Below are 20462 nucleotides of genomic sequence, written 5' to 3'. Positions count from 1 at the left end.
ATGTTCGACCGGGACCCCTTCAGCACGTTCGACTGATACGACACGACCGCTCCGGTTCCAGAGGAACCGGAGCGGTCGTATGTCATGCTGGTCAGCCGCCGGATCGCACGGAGACCAACGACCCCTCCTCCTGCGGTTCGGGGGCAGTGCTCGGTCCGAGCTTGGCGCCCTCGATGTCGATGTTCGGCAGGATTTTGTCGAGCCACTTCGGGAGCCACCATGCCGCTTCGCCCATCAGTGCCAGCAGCGACGGAATGACGACCATGCGAACGATGAAGGCGTCCAGCAGCACGCCTGCGGCCAGCGCGAATCCCATCGATTTCGCTGCCACGTTCTCTTCGAGCATGAAGGCGCTGAACACCGAGATCATGATGATCGCCGCAGCCGTCACCACACGTGCTCCGTGGTGGTAGCCCTTGACCATCGCCTCCTTCGGCGTCGCACCGTGCACGTACTCCTCACGCATCCGGGTGACCAGGAAGACCTGGTAGTCCATGGCGAGTCCGAACACCAAGCCGATCAACATGATCGGAAGGAAGCTGACGATCGGACCGGGATCGGAGATCAGGCCCAGGGCACCCTCCTGGAAGATCAGCACCGTGGCACCGAAGGTTGCCGCCATCGACAACAGGAATCCGAGTGCGGCCGTCAACGGCACCAGAATCGAACGGAACACGAGGATCAGTAGCAAGAACGCGGCCCCGGCAACGATGCTCATGTACGGCACGATCGAGCCGAGCAACTTGTCGTCCACGTCTGCATAGATGGCAGTGGTGCCCGTGACGCCGTACTGCATTCCGAACTGCTGCGACAGTTCTCCTTCGGCGTCGCGGACTTCCTTGACGAGATTCTTCGTGTCCTGGTCGTTCGGCCCCGACAGCGGGATCGCCTGGAACAGTGCGCCGGCCCCGTCCTCACTTCTCGTCGGTCCGACGACGTAGTCCATCTGGTCGTACGATTCCATCTCGGTGCGCAACAGGTCGAGCGCTGTATCGCGTTCGTCCGCAGCCACATCGGACAGGTCGACCGCGACTTGCAGCACACCGTTGCTGCCTTCACCGAACCCGTCGGTGCGCAGTTCGTATGCCTTGCGAACGGTGGACTCGGTGGGCGCGCTTTCCTCGCCGGGCAGGCCCAGTTCGAGGCCGGTAGCCGGCACCGCGAGCACGCCGAGGAACAGGACGGCAAGTGCCAACGTGACGGCGGGGGCTTTGCCGATCAGTCGTGCCACTCGTTGCCCGTTGGTGACGGATGTGTCGTCTTCCGGATCGTGCTTCGCCACGAACGGAACCTTGGGCTTGAAGAGGAACCGGCCGAACGCTCCCAGCAGTGCCGGCATCAACGTGAGGGCGACGATCACGGCGAAGGCAGCCGCAACGGCGCCACCGAGTCCCATGAACGTGAGGAACTCGACGCCGACGATACTGAGACCACTCAGCGCGATCACCACTGTCAGACCGGCGAACACCACCGCCGAACCGGCGGTGCCCACAGCGCGTCCCGCGGCTTCCTCCGGATCGGACGAGACGCTGATTTCGTGCTTGTAGCGGGAGACGATGAACAACGCGTAGTCGATGGACAACGCGATACCGATCATCGACGCCAGGAATGTCGTGAACGTGGGAATGGTGATGACGGATGTGCCGGCCATGATCAGCGACGTGGCCGCCCCCAATCCGACGATGGCGGTGATGAGGGGAACGAACGCCGCAACGAGTGCGCCGAACGCAATGATCATCACGATCAACGCGACCCCCATGCCGATCAGCTCCGCCGATCCACCCGGCGCTTCCTCTTCCATGGCGATGCTGCCGCTCAGCTCGACGGCGAGTCCGGCGTCCCGTGCGGCGTTGCCGACGTCGTACGCGGCTGTTCGATCCTCGGGAGTGATGTCCTCGAACGACGCGATCGCGAAGGGCACATCCAGGACCGCGACAGTGTCCGGGTTGTCCGAGTTGAGGACGTTGAGCGGCGCCGCCGTGCAGGTGGACACGAAATCGGAACTGCTCCGATCACCACTGAGGCATCCCATCGCCTCGGTGGCAGCAATCGGGTTCTCGAGCGGCGCCGAATGGTCGACGATGCCGAGCCCGTTCAGTTCGGCGATCAACGCGTCGACGGCCTCGCGGTTCTGCGGGTCCGTCAGGCGTGTTCCCTCCGGCGCACCGATGACGTAGGTGCCGGTGACGGCGTCGAAATCGAAGGCTGCCGACATGCCTGGGAAGTGCTCGTCCATGATCTCCGTCGCCCTCTCGGACGGCAGATCCGGCATGGTGAAGTTGTCTTCCATGGGTTTCGAAATCGACGAGGCAAGACCCCCCAACGCGATAACGAAGACCAACCAGACCGGCAGGACGATCCACTTTCGCCGAAACGCGAACTTGCCGAATCGGTAGAGATAGACGGACACAATTCTCCCCTTGTATTGTGCTGACTCTGTATTGTGCTGGTTCGGGTACCGAACGACCGCAGTCTCGTTCACGGTCGACTCCATCATGACCAGTGAACGGCACTGTGTCATCAGGGTTCTCCCGGAGATTGTGTGTCCCACCTCATCCACCAGTACGATTCCTACGTCATGCTGCCCCTCTTGTTCGCTCTCGCAGGACTGGCATTCCTCGATTCGCTCGACGTGCTGCTGGTGGGCGTCACCACCGCCGTTGTCTACGACAGCCGACTCGCGCGCCGGTCACCCCTCGCTGGAGGGCTGAGCTTTCTGGGCGGGGTTTTCGCGGTCACCGTCACCTTCGGGGTGTGCACGGTGCTGGGCCTGAACTTCCTGACCGAATTGCTCGACTTCGAACTGACGCCCACGTTGCGGTACTGGGGTGGCCTGGCCGTCGGGGTCGTCCTGCTTCTGCTGGCGTGCCTACCGCAGGCTTCGGCGCCGCCTGCCAGGGCGCGGTCCCTTCGCCGACGCCCGTGGGTTCTCGGGCTGGCCGGGGTGGTCATCGGCCTCGCTCAAGCGCCCACGGCGGTCCCCTATCTGGCGGGCTTGACGATGCTTGCAGCGCAGGCCCCCTTACCCGGCTGGTGGCCGCTGATCGTGGTGGTCTACTGCGCCGTCGCCTTGCTGCCGCCGCTGGCCATCCTCGTCCTTTCTCTGAGCCGACGGCGAGTCGCGCGACAGGTGTACCGCAAGATCGTTCGACTGATCACCCGGTACGGGCCGGTTTCGGTCAGGGTTCTGTTCTTCGTCTTCGGCGCCGTCTTGGTGGTGGACGCACTCGTTCACCACCAACATCTGTGGTGAACGGTTGCGTTCCACGCACGCCGAAGCCGATCTACTCCGTGATCGGATCGCTGGGCCGGGGTCTGGCAGTGAGCCCACAAGGTCGTCTTCTCCGCTAGGTTGGAATCCGTTCCAACCTGCACCACCACCACGAGCGGCGGTTCACCGACGCGACGGTGCATCCGCGGTACGGGGTTCGTAATACGACACATCACAGACAGGGGTAGTTCATGCGTCGCATCTGGTTGGCCCGCTCGTCCTTGGTTGCCGTCTTGGGTATGGCGGCCATCCTCGGTTCCGTCGGCCCTGCGTCAGCAGAAGTCAATGCGCGCGTGCACACGCTCTCGAACAGCTCACCGCTGTGTGGGGTGCTGCTGGTGGACGCGAAAATGTTCGCCGGGCCGGAAGCACCCGGAACACTTTCGCTTTGGTACGTCGTCAATTCGATCGGCCTGAGCACGTACAACTCGGCCGACATCGACTGCTTCACCACCGTGACCGCACACTGGCGCAATCTCGATACCGGCGCTGCGGGCACCATGACCGCCGAGGTCAATGCGTGGCGTTTCATGGGCCCGTGGCTGCGACGCGATCACTTCGATATCGACACCGGTCCCGGCCGGGTGGTTGTCGACTACACCACCGACGCTCAGCACATCCCGGCCACGGGCGAGATTTTCGTACCGTAGTCAGCCCCGACGGACGGCGGTTCACGAACGCGATGGCGCATCTGCAGTATCGATCTCGACGCAGTCCCAGGTGATCGCCCTTTCCGCCGGTATCGGGGCGTCAAGATCGAGGAAGGTAGCCGGCCCCGACGGATTCACCGACAGCCAGCCGGGGTGCGTTGTAGGCAATCGGTTTGCCTGCTGCGTCACTACACCGCGTCGAACGATCCGACCTCGAGACACCGGGCGTGCCGCACTGACCAGCCACATGTACCGGTCGTAGAGCAGGCATCCCGACATCGTCGTGGCGCCAACCTTGGGCTCGTCCTCATGCAACAGCGCCGACACGTTCGTATCCAAATGTGCTACGAACTCGCCGTGGCCGGAATTCGACGCTGACACGCGCTCGATTCGGGCGGGCAGGTCCTCGCTCACCAGTTCCGGAGGAAGCATCTCCGGCGGTGCCCATTCCGTGGTCGCCTCGATCATGTCGCCGATGCGCAACCGCTCATGACCTGGCTCCTGATCCACCAGCATCCAGATCCTCATGACATTTACGTTGCGCCGACGTCCCTCGGCGCGCAACCCTCATCCCGGCACGGTCGTTCGCAACTCAGGGAACACCCCGACCGCGCCCTTCGAACGAATGGGGGTTCACGCCTGATTCGGTTTCGCGACAACGTGATTACGGTCGGTTTCACGAGCTTATGGGACGAAGGGCCGAGCCATGACGAGAACTTCGATCGCGACGACAGTGTTCACCTTCTACGCAGGTGTGGCGGCCATTCTGTTCGCCGTAGCTGGCGCCGAGACCGTGCTGCTGTATCCGAACATCTTCAGTGACATACCCGATTCGCTCGCCCTGACCGAAAGGTTCATGAGCGTTGTGTCGGTCGGGCACGTCATGCGTCCCCTCGGGGGAATCCTCGCCCTGACCGCATTGATCGCCCTGGTCGTGGCCGTGTGGGCGCGGCTCGCCCGAGGGTGGATCATCGGTTCGTTCGCGTCGCTGCTCGGTGGCCAGTTCCTGCTGTCGATTCTGTACCTGTGGCCCCGTGCCACAGTTCTGTTCGATGAGCGCGAGACTCAAACACTGGCCGAGATCGAGCGGGCTGCCACCGAATTCCAGGTCGGTCAGGCCGTTCGAATCATCTGCGCCGGTCTCACCGCAGTGCTCGCGATCATCGCCGCCTTGCGCTGCTACCGCGAGCGCATCCTCGTCAGCGCACCACCAGATCGTGATCGGTTGCGCTCAGCGTGATCGGGGCGATCTGCTTGCCTCGCATCCAATCGCGGACGTAGGCGTCTAGCGCGGAATCGGATCCACGTGTGGCGTAAGCATCGTCCGGGATTGCGATGGCACCGATCAGGTGACGTGGCTCGGAGTCGAGTCCGGGGCCACGCGGGGCCATCCGCATTCCGTCCGCCGTGTGCAGAATGACGGGGATTCGGGTGCCGTCCGGGGTGGTCACCGTGGCATCGCGGGTAGTGACAGCCGGGTCGAAGTGCTGCACTTCCAGGGTGTATCCGGACGGCCGCGCCGTCAGTCCGATCTGGTCGAGCAGGCGCGGGTCGACCACGCTGTACGGGAGTCCGATGTCGACGAGCAACTGGCCGTCCACGAGGGTGTCGCGCGCCGGCAACGGTGCCGACAGGTTCCACGGCGCAGGTGGGGCGAGGGTGTCGGTGGAACGATCCTCGCTCGGATTCTCCAGCGGCGCGGCACCTGTGGGTGTGAACTCCCACCGTGGGGCTGCGATGGGCTTGTGCCAGTAGCCGGTCTCGCCGTCGCGGGTGCCTTCCACCCGTAACTCGCGCACTTCCGGGCCGGGGCCGGTGGAGTGAATGCTGATGACGGAGGTGATCTCGCCGGGCACCTTGGGCTGGTGCGTCCATCCCGGCGCGGGCAACTGGATCGCTGCGGTGTTGCGGTCGAGCATCTCCATGGCGATGCCCGGTGCACTGGGCTTACTGGACTGGTCCTGCCAGCTGTAGCGGAAGAACACCGAGTCCGATCCGGAGGAGTCGAAATCGAAAGTGCGGGTGTACATGTCACCGAACTTGTTCATCACGAACGTCGTCGATGCGGACGCGGACAGCGAGGTCGCCTGGAACCGGCCACCGAGCGGGCTGCCGATCTCGTAGCTGTAGTCGTTGGGGAGCCATGGGTCCAGGTAGGTGATCCGGCTGCCGTCTCCGGTCAGCACCGGAATCATCGTCATCTTCGCGAGACCGCTCTGATGCACGCGTCCGGCGATATCGGTGAACGTCTGGTTGTCCCACGGGGACGCCACACTCAGCGCCCACCCCGTATCGGTGGTCTCGGGAAGACGGTGACCGCCGCCTGTCCACAGCATCGCTCCCCATCCAGAGGTCCAGTTCCACAGCAGCGGGAACTGGGAAGCGTTGTCCATGGTGTAGATCCAGCCGTTGTGGTCGACGGCCACGAGTTCGTCGTCGTCGAGTGAGATGGCGGTCAACTGGCCGCGTAGACACTCGGGCATCGGTACGTAGCGCCAGGCCTCGTCGGAATGCCGGGGGCGGGCAAGCAGGTCCGAGCCCACCAGCGCGAACTCCCAGAACCGGTTGAACTGGGTCGACACAGTACGCAACTCGACGGACGCGGGGGCGTTGGTGCCGGTGAACTCGGGCAAGTTCGCGAACCCTGCCGTACCGCCGACGGATGGCGCACCGGGAGGCAACTGCGCGGTGCCGAACGGCACGCACCCTGCGGGTCGACCGTGCCCGGGTGCGGCGAGTGCGTGCGCAGGCAGGAATCCCGTCACCATGACGGCCGCTGCCACCAGCGAGTACGTACGGATTCTGCGGCGGTGCATACTGCTCACCGACCGGATGTTACATAACACGCGAGGATGTAACTGTGGTTTGCCGGATTTCGCCGAAGGCGTGGGACGGACAGGCAAACGGCCACGAACCCGTTCGAGTTCGTGGCCGTTTGCAGTGGTGGTCGTTACCGAGGCTGGTTGGCCATGCGCGGGGTATCTGTCAGTATGAAGTCCCCCACCGGGATTCCATATTGAAACATGGTGCCGAAGTATCCTGTGGGCGTCTTGTGGAGTTCATAGCGCAGAAACCATTGGCCGACAGGATGGGTTCCCCCCATTGCGACGATTCCGCCGTCCGGCGTCGGTATAATCGGCACTCCACTTGCGCCCACCGGTCCGAGACCGTAGGCGTCCGCACGGAACTCGTTGTCGATGATGGTGACGTTCATTTCGGGAAACGGAAGGAACCCGTACATCATCTGTTGCCCGACGTAGTGTCCCGGCTCGATCTCAGCCTGCGCGACACCCGAGCCCATAACGAGCCCTACCAGCGTTGCACCGCCCACAACGGCGCCCCCGACAATTCTGGACATGATTCGATTTTTCACAGCAGTGACCCTATCCGGTCAGCCATCACCCCAACCCAGTCGGCCTGTTCAACACTTGTCCGCACACCTTGAGGCCGAACGCAAACCGAAAAGCGAGCGGTCACGAACCCATTCGAGTTCGTGACCGTTACAGCGGTAGTTCGTTACGCAGGCTGATTGGCGAGACGAGGAGTCTCTGTCAGTACCAAATCGCCTATCGGGATGCCGTACATGAACATGGGGCCGAAGTAGCCTGTGGGCGTCTTGTGGAGTTCAAAACGCGTAAACCATTGACTAACGGGGTCGGAGCCAAGCGAGACGATTCCACCGTCCGGGGTCGGCGTAATCGGCACTCCTGTCGGGTTCCCCGGTACGGAACCGTAGACGTCCTGATGCCACCGATTACCGACGACGGTGACGTTCGATTCGGGGTACGGAAGAATCCCACCCGCCAACTGCTGCGCGACGTAGTGTCCCGGCTCGATCTCGGCCTGGGCGACACCCGAACCCATAACGAGCCCTACCAGCGTTGCACCGCCCACAACGGCGCCCCCGACAATTCTGGACATGATTCGATTTTTCACAGCAGCGACCCTATCGGATCGGCTGTTGCCGGGACCTTCGCCTACGGCAGAAGCCCACTCGCCATAGCGGCGGTGACCGCGGCGGTGCGGTCGGTGACGTCGAGTTTCCCGAAAGCCCTGATCAGGTGGGTTTTCACGGTTGCTTCGCCGATGTGCAGTTCGCGGCCGATGGCGGCGTTGGTCAAACCCTTTGCCACCAGCGACAACACGTCGATTTCGCGGTCGGAGAGCTTCGGCCGGATCGGCCCACGTGCCCGGCGTGCCAGACGGACCGCCACCGACGGAGTCAGCACCGTTTCACCCCGTGCGGTGGCTCGAACGGCGTCTGCGAGTTCGGCTCTCGTCGAGTCCTTGAGCAGGTACCCCGAAGCGCCCGCTTCCACGGCGCGCAGAATGTCTGCGTCCGTCTCGTAGGTGGTCACCACGACCACCTTGCAGTTCGGCGTGCCGGCGAGGATCTGCTCGGTCGCCGCGACGCCGTCGACTCCGGGCATACGCAGGTCCATCAGCACCACATCCGGCACCAACCGTGCGACCAAAACCACCGCCTCGGCACCGGAATCGGCCTCGCCGATCACCTTCAGATCGCTTTCCGCGTTCAGCATTCCGCGTAACCCTTCGCGGACGACAGGGTGGTCGTCGACCAACACCACGCTGATGCTTTCGGGGATGCTCATGTCGGTATCTCCATCTTCACCGTCGTCCCGCACGCCGCCCCAGGCCCGATCGTCAGGGTTCCGCCGACCTGCGCGGCGCGCTCATGCATGCCGCGGATCCCGAAACCCGCCTGCGAGCGGTCGGGGTCGAACCCGATTCCGTCGTCGCTGATGACCAGTCGCACCGATTCACGGCGGTCTTCCAACATCACGGACACGGTGGACGCCGATGCGTGCTTACGCACGTTTGCCAGTGATTCCTGGGTAGCGCGCACGATCACCACCTCCGTGGGCGTGGAGAGCCTGGGGGCCGGATCCGGAATCGAAATCGTCATCGCGACAGACGTTTCCCATTCGAATCGCTCGCCGAGTCGTTCGATGGCGTCCGCCAGGGATCCCGCACCGAGTGTCGACGGTGCCGAGGCAGCCACCATGGCGCGGGCCTCCGCCAGATTCTCCCGCGCAGTCTCGCCGACAAGTCGCACGTGCCGACGCAGTGCGTCGTGATCGGATTCGATCTCCGATTCCATCGCTTGTGCGAGCGCCACGATGCTGATGAATCCCTGCGCGAGGGTGTCGTGGATTTCGCGCGCGAGCCGTTCGCGTTCCGACGCCACACCGGCATCGCGGGACAACCGCGACACCTCGGCTCGGCTCGCCCTCAGTTCGTCGAGCAAGCGGGCTCTTTCGGTACTCTGCCTGCTCATCTTCGTGATCCAGATGCCGATCAACGGTGAGATGACCACGGCCAGCGCGGTGACACCGGTGGCGACGCCGAGGTTCGGTGAGTCGGTGCCCTCACGTACCAGCACGGCGACCAGCGGCAGCAGGCTCACGAGTATCGCGGCTGCAGCGGCAGGCAACAACGGAATCGCCATGAACAGCAGCGGATACATCGCGGGAAGCGTCAACATGGTCGCCGGTTCGAGGAAGATCGCGATCCCGAACAGCAAGGCCAGGGCGGCGACGAAGGTCCATTCGCGATGCTCCCCCGTCCACCGCACACGCCGACGTCCGAACCCCAGATACCACCCGACCATGCCCAGAACGACGACCGCCGCGCCGATACGCTCCGGTAACGCGCTGTCACCGAGAAGGAGGGCGGCGACCGCACCGACGGTGAAGGCCGCGATGCAGTACAGGTCCCACAGCCAGAACGAACCGAGCTCGGTGTCGCCTTCTACCGCGGCGCCCCGGACCACCGGAACGTCTTCAGACTCAGCACCAACCCGATCAGGCACCACGAGATCAGGACGGTCGCCACCATTGCGTACTCCCATGATCCTGCCGCCTCCTGAGCTGCCGCCCCATCGGGTAGAAACACCCCCCGGAACCCCTGCCCCATCCATTTCACCGGAAAGAGCGATCCCACACCGATCATCCACGACGGAAGCGTCGTGATCGGGACAACGAAGATCCCGGACATGAACTGCAGCGCAATCACCGGCCCATACAGCACGGCGGGCGCACTGCGGGCCGACTTCACGGTGGAGCTCGCGGCAATTCCGAGCAGAGTGCAGGCGATCACCGCCAGAGCGAGCACCCATCCGAACGTCAGCCATTCGACCGGCTCTGCCGGGAGGGGCATGTCGAACGCCAGCACGCCGACCGCGAGCAGTAGCGTGACCTCGGCGAGGGTGGCGACCGCCACGAGGATCAGCTTCCCGACGAAATACGCAGTCGCGGTGACCGGTGTCCCGCGCAGCCGCTTCAAGGTGCCGTCTTCGCGGTCGACGCAAATGCTGACACCCATCGTCATGAAGGCCGTCGAGACGACCCCGAACGCGATCATGCCTGCGGCGAAGACCTGCGCTTCGTTCACATTCAACAGTTCGAACCTGTCGGCGAAGATGGAGCCCAGGAGAAACAGGATGAACGCCGGGAACGAAAAGACCATGACCACGGCCTGCCGGTCCCGGAAGAACTGCTTCAGTTCGATGGCGCCGCGCGCGAGTCCCATGCCGGCCGTGGACGGCAGGCGGACGTCCCGAGCCGGTTCGGTGATGACACTCATGAGCGTGCTCCGATCAAACCGAGGTAGATGTCCTCGAGGGAGGGACGGGTGACGCGCAGTTCGTCGAGCTCGCCTGGACGTTCGGCCGTCAGCTCGGCAACAAGCGCGGTGGGAGTTGGTGTTTCGACCTCATGCGGCCCGTGGTCGTCGACCCAGCTGACAGTGGCCAGCGCTTCTGCACGGCCACACAGAGTCTGCGGCGCGCCCCGTGCGACGATCGAACCTCCCGCGATCACCGCCAACCGATCGGCAAGAACCTCGGCTTCTTCGAGGTAGTGGGTGGTAAGCAGAACGGTGGTGCCGCCGTGCGAGAGGCGGCGGATCAGCGACCAGAACTGCTGCCGTGCCTCGGGGTCGAAACCGGTGGTCGGCTCGTCGAGGAAGACCAGCTCCGGATTTCCGACGATGCCGAGCGCCACGTCCAGCCGTCGGCGCTGCCCTCCGGACAGGGTGCGCACTCGGGCGCCGGACTTGCCCGACAGCCCGCAGGACTCGATCACCTCGTCCGGGTCGCGCGGGTTCGGGTAGTAGCGGGCGAAGTGCCGGACGATTTCGCCGACATTCAGGTCGCCGGCATCGGTGGCACTCTGCAAGACGATGCCGATGCGGGCTCGCCACTGCCTACCGGCGGTGCCGGGATCGGACCCCAGCACGCTCGCTTCGCCGCCGTCACGTCGACGGTGTCCCTCGAGGATCTCCACGGTGGTCGTCTTGCCCGCCCCGTTGGGCCCGAGTAGGGCGAATACTTCACCCCGCTCGACAATCAGGTCGACATCTGCGACGGCCTTGGTGCCTCGATAACTCTTACGTAGTTCTCGAACCTCGATCACATTTGTCATACATGAAGCGTCGCCGCACTTAGCCCGTGTCCGCGACGCCCGTTCGGTGGACTCGTGCTGTCCACCGAACGGTGGACAGCTATCACGTCACGACGGGATCGGGGGCCTCGCCGGCATCCCCAGAGGAGTCGTCCCCTTCTGCGCCATCACCTCGATCAGCTTTGCGTGCAGTTCGAGGAACCTGTCCAGACGAAAGTAGCCGGCATCGAGCGGATCGCCCAGGTTGTGTTCCTCGAGTGGGTCGGCCACCAAGTCGTACATCTCGTACTGCGGAGGCACCTGCCATCGCGGGTCGTAGTACATCGCGAACTTCCACCGGTGGTCGCGGATGCACCGGATGTGGTTGGGGGCGGTGACGATGTTCTGACCATCCGGTACGGCGACGTTGTCGTCGTCGAACGTGTAATGCAACGTGTCCTGCACCGAGACGCCGGGCGCTGATGGGTTGGCCGCGGCGTCGTCGATGGCGGGCGACAGGTCCGCACCACGGAAGTCGAATCCTTCGCGGGCACCGGCCGGCACATCGGCGATCGTCGCGAGAGTCGGCATCAGATCCACGAGACCGGCCAACGCAGTCGTGGACACGGCCTCGGGGAAGAGCACCGGGTTGCTCACCACGATCGGCACCCGCATCGTCTCCTCGTACACGTTGAACACCTTCTGACGCAGGCCGCCGTGCGACAAGCCCATCTCACCGTGGTCGGCCACCCGGACGATCACCGTGTTCTCGCGGTAGCCGTTGCGGTCGATCGCATCTATGACGGAACCGATATGCCGGTCGACCACTTTCTGCACGTAGGCGTAGAAGTTGACGTATTCAAGGGCCTTCTCGCGGGTGGGGAGCGGGCCGAGGCCGCCGGCGAGCAACACCTTCGACTGCACCTGCGGCCGCGGCTTGTGGTTGAGGGCGAGCACCTCGCCGTAGGTGGGCGGCAGGTCGATACCCAACCGAAAGCATCCCGGCGCGTCGGCACCGTAATTGTTGCGGCCGTCGGGCGATGCCTGGTTCCAGGTGCGCGGGTAGGCGAGGATGTCGTGCGGGTTGGCGTAGCTGATGACCAGCGCGAAGGGCTTGTCGTCGCCGGTCGGCACGGTGTTGATGAAGTCGACGGCCTCTTTCGCGTACTGGGTGTCGCGGTTGGCGTAGCCGCCGCCGAAGTTCTTCGGCTCGATGTCTTGCCCGGCCTCGGGGGGTTGCCAACCGTGGAACCCGAATCCTTCGATGTCGGCGGTGCTGGGATCAGCGCCGGTGGCCCCCTTGCTCATATGCCATTTTCCGCGGTAGTGCACGTTGTATCCGGCGGCAGCGAGCAGTTTGGCCATGTTCTGGGTGTCCGGCGAGAGCACCGGCTCGAACGGCGACAGCGTGCCGCCGGTGGTGAGCGTGCGAGTGACACCGTGCTGGGCAGGGTAGAGACCGGTGAACGTGGTGCTCCGGCTGGGCGAGCACATCGTGGAATTGCAGCAACCGTACGTGAAGGTCAGGCCGGTGTCGGCGAGCCGTTGCCGATTCGGGAGGTGCTGAGCCGACCACCCCTCCGGCCAGAACATGGGATGGCGTTCCTGGTCGGTCATGATGACGACGATGTTGGGCCGCTTACGGATTCGGCCACCACCGATACCTGCAGATGCGCGGGGACTCGCACCGGCGACTGCCGAATATCCAGGCCCGACCGCCGCGGCGCCCGCGGCGAGAAGCAGTCCGGCCCCGCCGATGAAGCTCCTGCGAGGGACCGTTCCGGCCGCGGTCTCGGCGTTGCCGCCGACGAGGTGAGCAGAGCGGGAGCGCGGTTCGAACGACGATTCCATGGTCGGCCCTTCTGCCGAACGTTCTCTGGATCTCGATGTCGAGCCTAACGGTGGGCGGACGTGCGGTGGCCCGGAATGACGGTTTCCCTCAGCCGGACGAACGCGCGGGCACCGCTCACGTTTATGTGCGGTGGCGAGGACATATGCAGCTCGAGACCGATGACCCGATCGTCGAGGCGCACCACGACCGGAACGGCGGCGTTGCCGGTTCCGGCGGCCAGAACCTCACTGACGGGCGCTGATCCGCCACCCCGCTGCATCGTTCTGGTGGCGCCAGAAGTCGGCGAACCGTCCCTCCGCTGCCAACAACTCACTGACGGAACCGTCCTCGACGATGCGTCCGCCGTCGAGGAACAGCACTCGGTCTGCGCCCGCGATGGTCGACAGCCGGTGTGTCACCACGATACGGGTGCGATTGCGGGGGTCGTCGGTGATCGCGGTGACCACCGCCGCCTCGTTCTCCGTGTCGAGTGCGCTGGTCCCCTCGTCGACGAGCAGCACCGACGACGGTTTCAGCAGAGCGCGGGCGATCGACACACGTTGACGTTCGCCACCGGACAGGGTCGCACCGGCCTCGCCGACGACCGTCTCGAGGCCCTCGGGAAGACGTGTCGCGAACTCCTCCACCCGCGCGAGCCGCAACGCCGAATCGAGTTCGTCTCCGGTGGCTTCGGGGTTTCCGGCGAGAACGTTGTCCCGAATGGTCCCGGCGAACAGGTACGGCTGCTGGAACACGACGCTGGTACCGGCGGGGCGCTGCGACGGATCGAGCGTGCCCTGATCGACCCCGCCGATGCAGACTGTGCCCGCCGTCTGTTCCTCCAGCCCGGCCACCAGCGCGAGCAGTGTGCTCTTCCCCGAACCGGAGGGGCCGACGACGGCGGTGGTTTTCCCGGCTTCGAACACGACATCGAGGCCGTCGAAAACCGTTGTCTTCGCAGATGGTTCCGCGTCCGCATCCGTGTTGCCGTAATCGAAGTGAACGCTGCGCAACTCGACCGCCGCCGAATCCTCCACGTCGCTGCGCACGTCGTCGGTTCCGCTCACCGAACCCGGTGCTTCGAGGACCGAACGAATGTCCCTCAGCGCACCGCGAGTCGCCGCGGTGGCCGGTGCCAGATCACCGATCGCGGCGAAGGGCTCGAGGTAGCGGACGACGACGACGATGAGCGCAATGGCCTCGGGGACACCGATCGTCGACCGCACGGCAAGCCAGGTGGTGGTTCCGGCGAGCAGCAACAGCACCACCTGGGTGGCAATGCTGAACAGCACTTGTCCCGGAACGTGCAGCGCCAACAACCGGATCGTTGCACCGTGCTGCGCTTCGAGGGCTGCACCCGCGTGACTGCGAGCCGGCTCGACCCGGCGGGCGGCCCGCAATGCGGCCTGTGTTCGAGCGAACTCGAGCACTCGCTCGGTGAGGGCGCTGTTGGACTCGGCAGCGACCTCGTTGGCGCGACGGGTCATACGTTCCGTGGCCCAGAGCGCCCCGAGCAGAAGCGGCACCGCGACCAGTGCCAGGACTCCGAGCTGCCAGACGATGGGGATCAATGCCAGACCGATCGCGATCGGCAGAAGCACCCCCTGGATCATCGGAGCCACCAGGTACCCGACGAGTCCCACCAGATCGGGTCCCGTGGTGGCGATCGCTCGGCGTGCGGTGGCCGAGTTGTCCTCGGTGAACCAGCGCAGCGGGGTGCGTGCCACCTGTGCCGACACGTCGCGCTGTGCGTGTTCGAGGATGGCGAAGCCGAGGTCGAAGCCGAGCCGTGAGGCAATGGAATCCACAATCCACCCGGCCACGACAACACCCGTCAGGGCCGCCACCCAGGGCCACGCCCCGGACGGGTCGTCACCGAACAGTGCCGAAACCAACGGCACGATCAGCACTACCCCGGCAGCACGCAGGAGGGTCGATCCGATCGCCAGCGCGAGATACCCGGTCACCCGTTCGCGGTGCTCGTCCGGGAGCAGGCTCAGCAAGGTGCGGATCATCGGACGGGCTCCTTGATATCGGTGGGGGTGACGATGCCGGCATCCCACAACTGCCGGTACCGCCCGTCGGAGGCGAGAAGTTCGTCATGGGTGCCGGATTGACTCACCTGACCGCCTTCGAGGACGACGATTCGGTCGACGTCCGTGATGGTGCGCAGACGGTGCGCGATGATCAGGACGGTTCGTCCGATTGCGAGCCGGTCGAGGGCCTGCTGCACCAGGTATTCCGACTCCGGGTCGGCGAACGCGGTGGCCTCGTCGAGAATCAGAACCGGGGTGTCCGCAAGCATCGCCCGGGCGATGGTCAGGCGTTGCCGCTCACCACCGGAGAGGGTGCTGCCTGCTCCGAGCACCGTCTCGTATCCCTGCGGCAATGCCAGGATGCGATCGTGGATCTGCGCATCGCGCGCAGCCCGTTCGACGGCCTCCTCGGACGCGTCGGGTACGGCGAGGGCGATGTTCTCCCGCACCGTCCCCTGCACGAGTTGGGCGTCTTGGAAAACGAAGCCGACCTGCGCATACAGCTCGTCCGGAGTGAGGGTCGTGATGTCACGGCCGCCGACGCGGATCGTCCCCGAGTCCAGGTCGTGGAATCGCGCCAGCAGCGCGGCAAGTGTCGACTTCCCCGCACCGGATGGTCCGACCAGCGCCGTCACCGTGCCGGGTTCGAGTGTGAGCGAGACGTTCTCGACGACGGGAACGCCGGGCCGGTACCCGAACGTCACAGCATCGAATTCGACGCTGCCCGGGTTTGCCGACGAGGACGCGGCGGCCGCCTGTACGGCCAGTTCGCTCTCGTCGAGCGCCACCTGGATGTTGCGTGCCGCGATGTTCCCGCCGCGCAGACCGGACATGCCGTAACCGATTCCGAGGAGGCGGGCACCGAATGTGGTGCCCAGGAACAGGAACGGCAACAGATCCACCGGGTCGAGCGAACCGCCCGCCACCAGTGCCGTCCCCACGACCGCGATGAGCCACAGGAAGGTGGCAGGACGGGTGGCGAGGTCCATTGCGGACTTCTTGTTGACGAAGGGTCGTTGCCATTCGTCGAGGAAATGGACGTACTCGTCCAGGCTGCGCCGGAACGGCGACGCGGCGGAACCGCCGAAGACGCGAATCACAGGCTGACCGTCGAGGTAGGAGGTCGCCTCGGCGCTCATCCGCTCGTTCCATCGCTGTGCCTGCATGATCTTCGGTCCGGACTGCGCCAGCATCGTCGCCATGATGAGGATGTAGGCGAGAACAGGAACGAGCAGCACGAGGCCCAGGCGCCAGTCCACCCAGAACAGGTAGCCGAGCACAGCGATGGGCGCGACGACCGCTGCCACCGCATCGGTGACGGCGTGCGTGACCAAATAGTGCAACGACAGTGTGTCCGTGGAGATGAGGGTGTTGACCTGACCCGAACTGCGTTTGGTGAACCAGCCCAGCGGCAGCCGGGCCAGCTTCGTCAACAGGCGTGCTCGCAACTGCCGGCTGAAACGTGCGTCCACGGTGTGCAGCCACAGTTGCAGAACGGTTTCCAGCAGGGCACCGGCAGCCAACAGGCCCACCGCCCACAGACCGAGCGTCCACAGGGTCGAGGTCTCACTGCCTGCCAGCAGGTTCCGCGCCAGCTCCACCAGCACCACGTACGGTGCGAGCTGAACGAGGGTGACAAGAAATTGCAGTACCCCGGCGATCCACAGCTTGGTACGCAGCGGTGCGAGCAGTCGGCCACCGGCCTGCGAGCGCCAGCTTCCCGGTGCGGGAGCCTGTTGGGCGGCGGCCGGGGTGTCCCTGACCGGGGCCCCGACCTTGGCCTCGGACTTGGCCTCGGCGGGCAGCACAGTGGTCGTTTCGGTGGTCGTGGTCGCCGTCGCCGCAGGCATGGCACTGCTCGAATCGGCACCGCTCGACTCCGTTTGGCCCGGCTCCGCACCGTCGCGTTGCTTGCCCATCGCCCGCCCGTGCACCCAGTAGGCCTGCACGTACATCTCGGATTTGGGGAAGCCGAACTCGTCCTTGAGTCGCGCGCGAATGTGTTTGAGCGATTTCGACTCCGGGCCCACCCACGCGTACCAGTTCGACCAGTCGCGAGCCTCGAGTGCGTCGGCCAGTGCAGTTTCCGAGGTGCGCGGCACCCAGTGCACTCGCACTCGTGGGTGCTCGGTGAGGGGTATGAGCAGATCGTTCTCGTCGTGCTTTTCGAGATACAGCTCGATATCCACGGTGGGTGGTATCACGGCGAGGATGGAATTGATTGCGGGGATCGAGGCGGAATCACCGATCAGCAGGTAGCCCGTGGGGAGTTCGTCGGCAACCGTGAACCCCTTGGAGCCGAAGGACGTCACCTCGATCGTTTCGCCGCCGCTCACCCGAAGAGCCCACGTCGATGCGGGTCCACTCGGCTCGTGCAGGACGAAGTCGATCGCGAACCGTCCGGATTCGGGATCGACCTCGGCAATGGTGTATCCGCGCTGGAATTCCGTGTCGGAGCCGTCCGGATCGGGAAACCAGATGCGCAGCCAATCGGTGGGTCCGACGGTGATGTCCTCGAGCAGCGTGTCCGACGTCAACCACACACGCTGCATGTTCGGCGTGGTCTGTTCGGTGGAGACCACCGTCGCAGTATGGTATTGGGCGCCCATACTGCGGAGCATCGCGCCTTGAAAACCTCTGCGTGCCATGGTTGTAGGCCCTTCGATCGACTGTCTCCGGTGTTGTCCACCACGCCGTGAACGGGACGCCCATCAACCCACCGAGCCGGGATCCCCACCATTTTCTTCGGTGAGCCTACACTTAGTCGGCGGGTAGCGGCTCACCCACCTGACGTACGATCGCTGCTGATGGAGCAACCGGGGTACGACGCGCTGGCCGAGCTGTATACGCAGACGTTCCCTTCTCCGTACCTGACACCACTCGAACGTCACGCCGTACAAGCGTTCGCCGATCTGGTGACGGCAATGAACGGTACCGGCGTGGTCGTCGATGTCGGGTGTGGACCGGGCGATGTCACCGCCGATCTCGCGCAACGGGGCCTGAACGTGCTTGGCGTCGATCCGAGTGCGTCGATGCTCACCATCGCGAAGCGGAAGCACCCCGGATGCCGATTCATGCAGGACGACGCCTACCTGGCCGGCTCGGCGATCCCCGAACACATCGATGCGATTCTCGCTCGCTTCAGCCTCATCCACGTACCTCCGGCGCAGATTCCTGCGGTGCTGTCGGCGTGGAGCGCACGCATGAGGCCAGGAGCCTTGGTGGCGGTCGCCTGCCAGCTCGCCGACAATGACACCGCAACCGTCGCCGAGTTCGATCATCGCGCGGCACCGGCGTGGCGGTGGAATCCCGATCATCTCGCCAACGTGTTGGCAGATGCGGGGTTCGACGAGATGTGGCGGACGATCAGCAGGCCGGACGACGATCATCGGTTTCCGGAAATGCACCTGGTTGCGCGGCGGTGTTCCCGAACGGCCTGATCAGCGCACGATCGCCACGTGCAGGTTGCGTGGCCCACGCATACCCTCGAAGCGCTCGAGTTCGATGTCCGAGGTCGCGGAAGGGCAACTGATCATGATGGTCGGACTACCCAAACCAAGAGCCCACGTTGTCGTCATCGCTCATCGAGCTGTGCCCGTCATGCCCTACCCGACAACGTCGAGGGCCGCAAACGGTGGACTCTCCCCCCGTCGACGAGCGCGGCAGCAGTGGCAGCAACGCCTCGAGGTCCGCATACGTCGGCAACACCTTCTCGACACCCATCACGGTGATGAGCGTCTGCGGCAACGTCAGGCACGTGCGCCCGTTGCCTTCCGATTCGACGACTCCGAGCGTCCCGGTCTCCGTCGACGGCGAAGTCGGCACTCCAGATCGCGACCGACGTGGTCATGAACTTGTGGGGCAAGAACCCGCGTGCTGCGGGTAGCCAGGCCCCGGTAGAAGGGCGAACGGGTCGGCCGTTTCGAACCGTTCTCAGGCGGCCAGTACCTCGGCGGCCACTCGCTGGCCGGCGGTGACCGCTCCTTCCATGGCACCGAAATACCTGGTGGCTGTTTCGGTTCCGGCGAAGTACACGCGACCGTGCGGTGTGTGCATCGCTGTGCGATGTTCCGTCCATTTGTTTGGGGCGAAGTAGGCGGCGAAGCAACCGCCGGACCATTCGTCCTCGTTCCATGCATGCACATACATGTGGGTGGGATGGCGCGCCTGCGAACCGAATCTGTCTACAAGACAGTCCAAGACAGGACCTAGCCGTTCCTCGGCTGGTCGATTCAGCAGGGTTTCGGCATGACGGCCGACGACAAAGGCGACCAGCACCCCATGCCCGGCCAGGGGGCTGTGGTCGAAGGTGACATTCACCAGCTCGCTCGAGGCCATGGTCTTGCCGCTGAGACCTGCCGTACGCCAGAACGGCTGCCGGTAGTAGAGGTGGTACTTCAGGACCTTGCCAGGCCTCGTGGAGTCGACCAGGTCCCTCTGGTTCTTCGAGATCTCGGGTGCGAAGGCGATCTGTGACGAAAGCGCTGGGGGCACAGCAACTACCGCGTAACGGGCGCGGAATGTGGCGAGGTCGGCAGTGACTTCAACACCTGTATCCGTCTGTTCGATCCCACGCACCGCAGTGTTGAGGACCGGAGCGTGGCGGAGTTCGGCTGCGATGCTTGTGCACAGACTCTGGGCGCCGTCGACGAATCTGGCCTGCTGGGCGCCGCTGCTGCGCATGTACTTACGAAATCCTCCGGCCGAGTTGATGCACATCAGTGCGTGCAGCAATGACAATTCGTGGGTGTCTGCGGCGAAGATGGATCGCAGGCTCGCGCTGATCAACGCCCGCGCCTCGTCACCCATTCTCCGATTGTCGAGCCATGTGCCGACCGAGATCGAGTCCCACCGCCGCGCGTGCCGAGCGGACCAGGGTCTCGCCGTGGGCACCGTGCGCGCCATCAGATTCAACCTCGCCAGGATCGCTGCCGCGGGCAACATCGCGGTGGGCGAAGGTCGCGGTGTGCTCCCTTGCCATCGATGCCGTCGGCCGGCGAACTCCCCCAAGTGCATTCCCGAGTCCCAAGTAGGGATCAGGTCGAGTTCGAACTCCGTGGCAAGTCGGCGGATAGCGTGTTGCTCGGGGCCGATGAACGCGGCGCCGAGTTCGACCGGTGCCCCGTGAGTGTCGCTAACCGTGTGGATTCGACCTCCGATCCGATCCCGCGCCTCGACGACCCGCACTTCGAGCCCGGCGCGTGTCAGCTCCCTCGCGGCCACCAACCCCGACAGCCCGCCGCCGACAACCACCACATCGACGTTCTGCAT

At 64.7% G+C, this 20462-nt stretch carries 18 protein-coding genes and 2 pseudogenes; 5 read left to right on the top strand and 15 right to left on the bottom strand.

Going from position 1 to position 20462, the window contains the following annotated elements:
- Positions 1–91: 91 nt before the first annotated feature.
- Complete coding sequence (locus ACZI8Q_RS03395) at positions 92–2410, bottom strand: MMPL family transporter (RefSeq protein WP_463372088.1); 2319 nt, start codon at positions 2408–2410, stop codon at positions 92–94.
- Positions 2411–2578: 168 nt separating this feature from the next.
- Here ACZI8Q_RS03395 and ACZI8Q_RS03390 point away from each other — a divergent pair, with 168 nt between their 5' ends.
- On the top strand, positions 2579–3253 hold the full coding sequence (locus ACZI8Q_RS03390) for a GAP family protein (RefSeq protein ID WP_463372231.1): 675 nt from the start codon (positions 2579–2581) through the stop codon (positions 3251–3253).
- Positions 3254–3462: 209 nt separating this feature from the next.
- Positions 3463–3921 (top strand): hypothetical protein, encoded by a 459-nt coding sequence (locus ACZI8Q_RS03385; RefSeq protein ID WP_463372087.1) that lies wholly within the window; start codon positions 3463–3465, stop codon positions 3919–3921.
- A 21-nt stretch (positions 3922–3942) separates the two neighbouring features.
- Here the strand turns inward: ACZI8Q_RS03385 and ACZI8Q_RS03380 are convergent, their stop codons facing one another.
- On the bottom strand, positions 3943–4449 hold the full coding sequence (locus ACZI8Q_RS03380; protein ID WP_463372086.1) for a hypothetical protein: 507 nt from the start codon (positions 4447–4449) through the stop codon (positions 3943–3945).
- 178 nt (positions 4450–4627) lie between these two features.
- On the opposite strand from ACZI8Q_RS03380, the gene ACZI8Q_RS03375 reads away from it, so the two are divergent.
- Positions 4628–5161 carry a hypothetical protein gene (locus ACZI8Q_RS03375; protein ID WP_463372085.1) on the top strand — a complete coding sequence of 178 codons (534 nt, stop codon included), beginning with the start codon at positions 4628–4630 and terminating at the stop codon, positions 5159–5161.
- Here the strand turns inward: ACZI8Q_RS03375 and ACZI8Q_RS03370 are convergent.
- The 8 genes from ACZI8Q_RS03370 to ACZI8Q_RS03335 form a co-directional block, all read right to left on the bottom strand.
- A complete protein-coding gene (locus tag ACZI8Q_RS03370; RefSeq protein WP_463372230.1) occupies positions 5121–6737 on the bottom strand; it encodes a hypothetical protein in 1617 nt (538 codons plus the stop codon). The genes ACZI8Q_RS03375 and ACZI8Q_RS03370 overlap by 41 nt on opposite strands.
- A 134-nt stretch (positions 6738–6871) precedes the next feature.
- Positions 6872–7279 (bottom strand): hypothetical protein, encoded by a 408-nt coding sequence (locus ACZI8Q_RS03365; protein ID WP_463372084.1) that lies wholly within the window; start codon positions 7277–7279, stop codon positions 6872–6874.
- 158 nt (positions 7280–7437) lie between these two features.
- Positions 7438–7842 carry a hypothetical protein gene (locus ACZI8Q_RS03360; protein ID WP_463372083.1) on the bottom strand — a complete coding sequence of 135 codons (405 nt, stop codon included), beginning with the start codon at positions 7840–7842 and terminating at the stop codon, positions 7438–7440.
- Positions 7843–7898: 56 nt separating this feature from the next.
- Positions 7899–8534, bottom strand: a complete 636-nt coding sequence (locus ACZI8Q_RS03355; RefSeq protein WP_463372082.1) for a response regulator — start codon at positions 8532–8534, stop codon at positions 7899–7901.
- Positions 8531–9715, bottom strand: a complete 1185-nt coding sequence (locus ACZI8Q_RS03350; protein ID WP_463372081.1) for a sensor histidine kinase — start codon at positions 9713–9715, stop codon at positions 8531–8533. Before ACZI8Q_RS03350 ends, ACZI8Q_RS03355 begins: the two co-directional genes overlap by 4 nt.
- The gene (locus ACZI8Q_RS03345) at positions 9694–10527 is read right to left on the bottom strand and encodes an ABC transporter permease (protein ID WP_463372080.1); all 834 of its coding nucleotides are present in this window, start codon (positions 10525–10527) and stop codon (positions 9694–9696) included. Before ACZI8Q_RS03345 ends, ACZI8Q_RS03350 begins: the two co-directional genes overlap by 22 nt.
- Positions 10524–11366 (bottom strand): ABC transporter ATP-binding protein, encoded by an 843-nt coding sequence (locus tag ACZI8Q_RS03340; RefSeq protein ID WP_463372079.1) that lies wholly within the window; start codon positions 11364–11366, stop codon positions 10524–10526. Before ACZI8Q_RS03340 ends, ACZI8Q_RS03345 begins: the two co-directional genes overlap by 4 nt.
- Before the next feature lie 87 nt (positions 11367–11453).
- The gene (locus ACZI8Q_RS03335; RefSeq protein ID WP_463372078.1) at positions 11454–13175 is read right to left on the bottom strand and encodes a sulfatase-like hydrolase/transferase; all 1722 of its coding nucleotides are present in this window, start codon (positions 13173–13175) and stop codon (positions 11454–11456) included.
- Between the two features lie 35 nt (positions 13176–13210).
- Between ACZI8Q_RS03335 and ACZI8Q_RS03330 the strand changes: the two genes are divergently transcribed.
- The gene (locus tag ACZI8Q_RS03330; protein WP_463372077.1) at positions 13211–13417 is read left to right on the top strand and encodes a hypothetical protein; all 207 of its coding nucleotides are present in this window, start codon (positions 13211–13213) and stop codon (positions 13415–13417) included.
- Here the strand turns inward: ACZI8Q_RS03330 and ACZI8Q_RS03325 are convergent.
- Positions 13401–15170: an ABC transporter ATP-binding protein gene (locus tag ACZI8Q_RS03325; protein ID WP_463372076.1), complete on the bottom strand. Its 1770-nt coding sequence runs from the start codon at positions 15168–15170 to the stop codon at positions 13401–13403. The two genes, ACZI8Q_RS03330 and ACZI8Q_RS03325, sit on opposite strands and share 17 nt — an antisense overlap.
- Positions 15167–17839: an ABC transporter ATP-binding protein/permease gene (locus ACZI8Q_RS03320; RefSeq protein WP_463372075.1), complete on the bottom strand. Its 2673-nt coding sequence runs from the start codon at positions 17837–17839 to the stop codon at positions 15167–15169. The genes ACZI8Q_RS03325 and ACZI8Q_RS03320 overlap by 4 nt, the downstream gene beginning before the upstream one ends.
- 159 nt (positions 17840–17998) lie before the next feature.
- Here ACZI8Q_RS03320 and ACZI8Q_RS03315 point away from each other — a divergent pair, with 159 nt between their 5' ends.
- Positions 17999–18631, top strand: coding sequence for a class I SAM-dependent methyltransferase (locus ACZI8Q_RS03315; RefSeq protein ID WP_463372074.1), 633 nt, complete (start codon positions 17999–18001; stop codon positions 18629–18631).
- Here the strand turns inward: ACZI8Q_RS03315 and ACZI8Q_RS03310 are convergent.
- The 3 genes and pseudogenes from ACZI8Q_RS03310 to ACZI8Q_RS03300 all read right to left on the bottom strand — a co-directional run.
- A pseudogene (locus tag ACZI8Q_RS03310) lies at positions 18632–18736 on the bottom strand (LutC/YkgG family protein); the annotation flags it as partial.
- Positions 18737–18836: 100 nt separating this feature from the next.
- Positions 18837–19071, bottom strand: a pseudogene (locus ACZI8Q_RS03305) (LUD domain-containing protein); the annotation flags it as partial.
- A 53-nt stretch (positions 19072–19124) separates the two neighbouring features.
- On the bottom strand, positions 19125–20462 hold the full coding sequence (locus ACZI8Q_RS03300; protein WP_463372073.1) for a flavin monoamine oxidase family protein: 1338 nt from the start codon (positions 20460–20462) through the stop codon (positions 19125–19127).

The organism is Rhodococcus quanlei, assembly GCF_055231015.1.
Note: the sequence above shows the minus strand (reverse complement) of the source record. Positions and strands in the feature narration are given on the sequence as shown.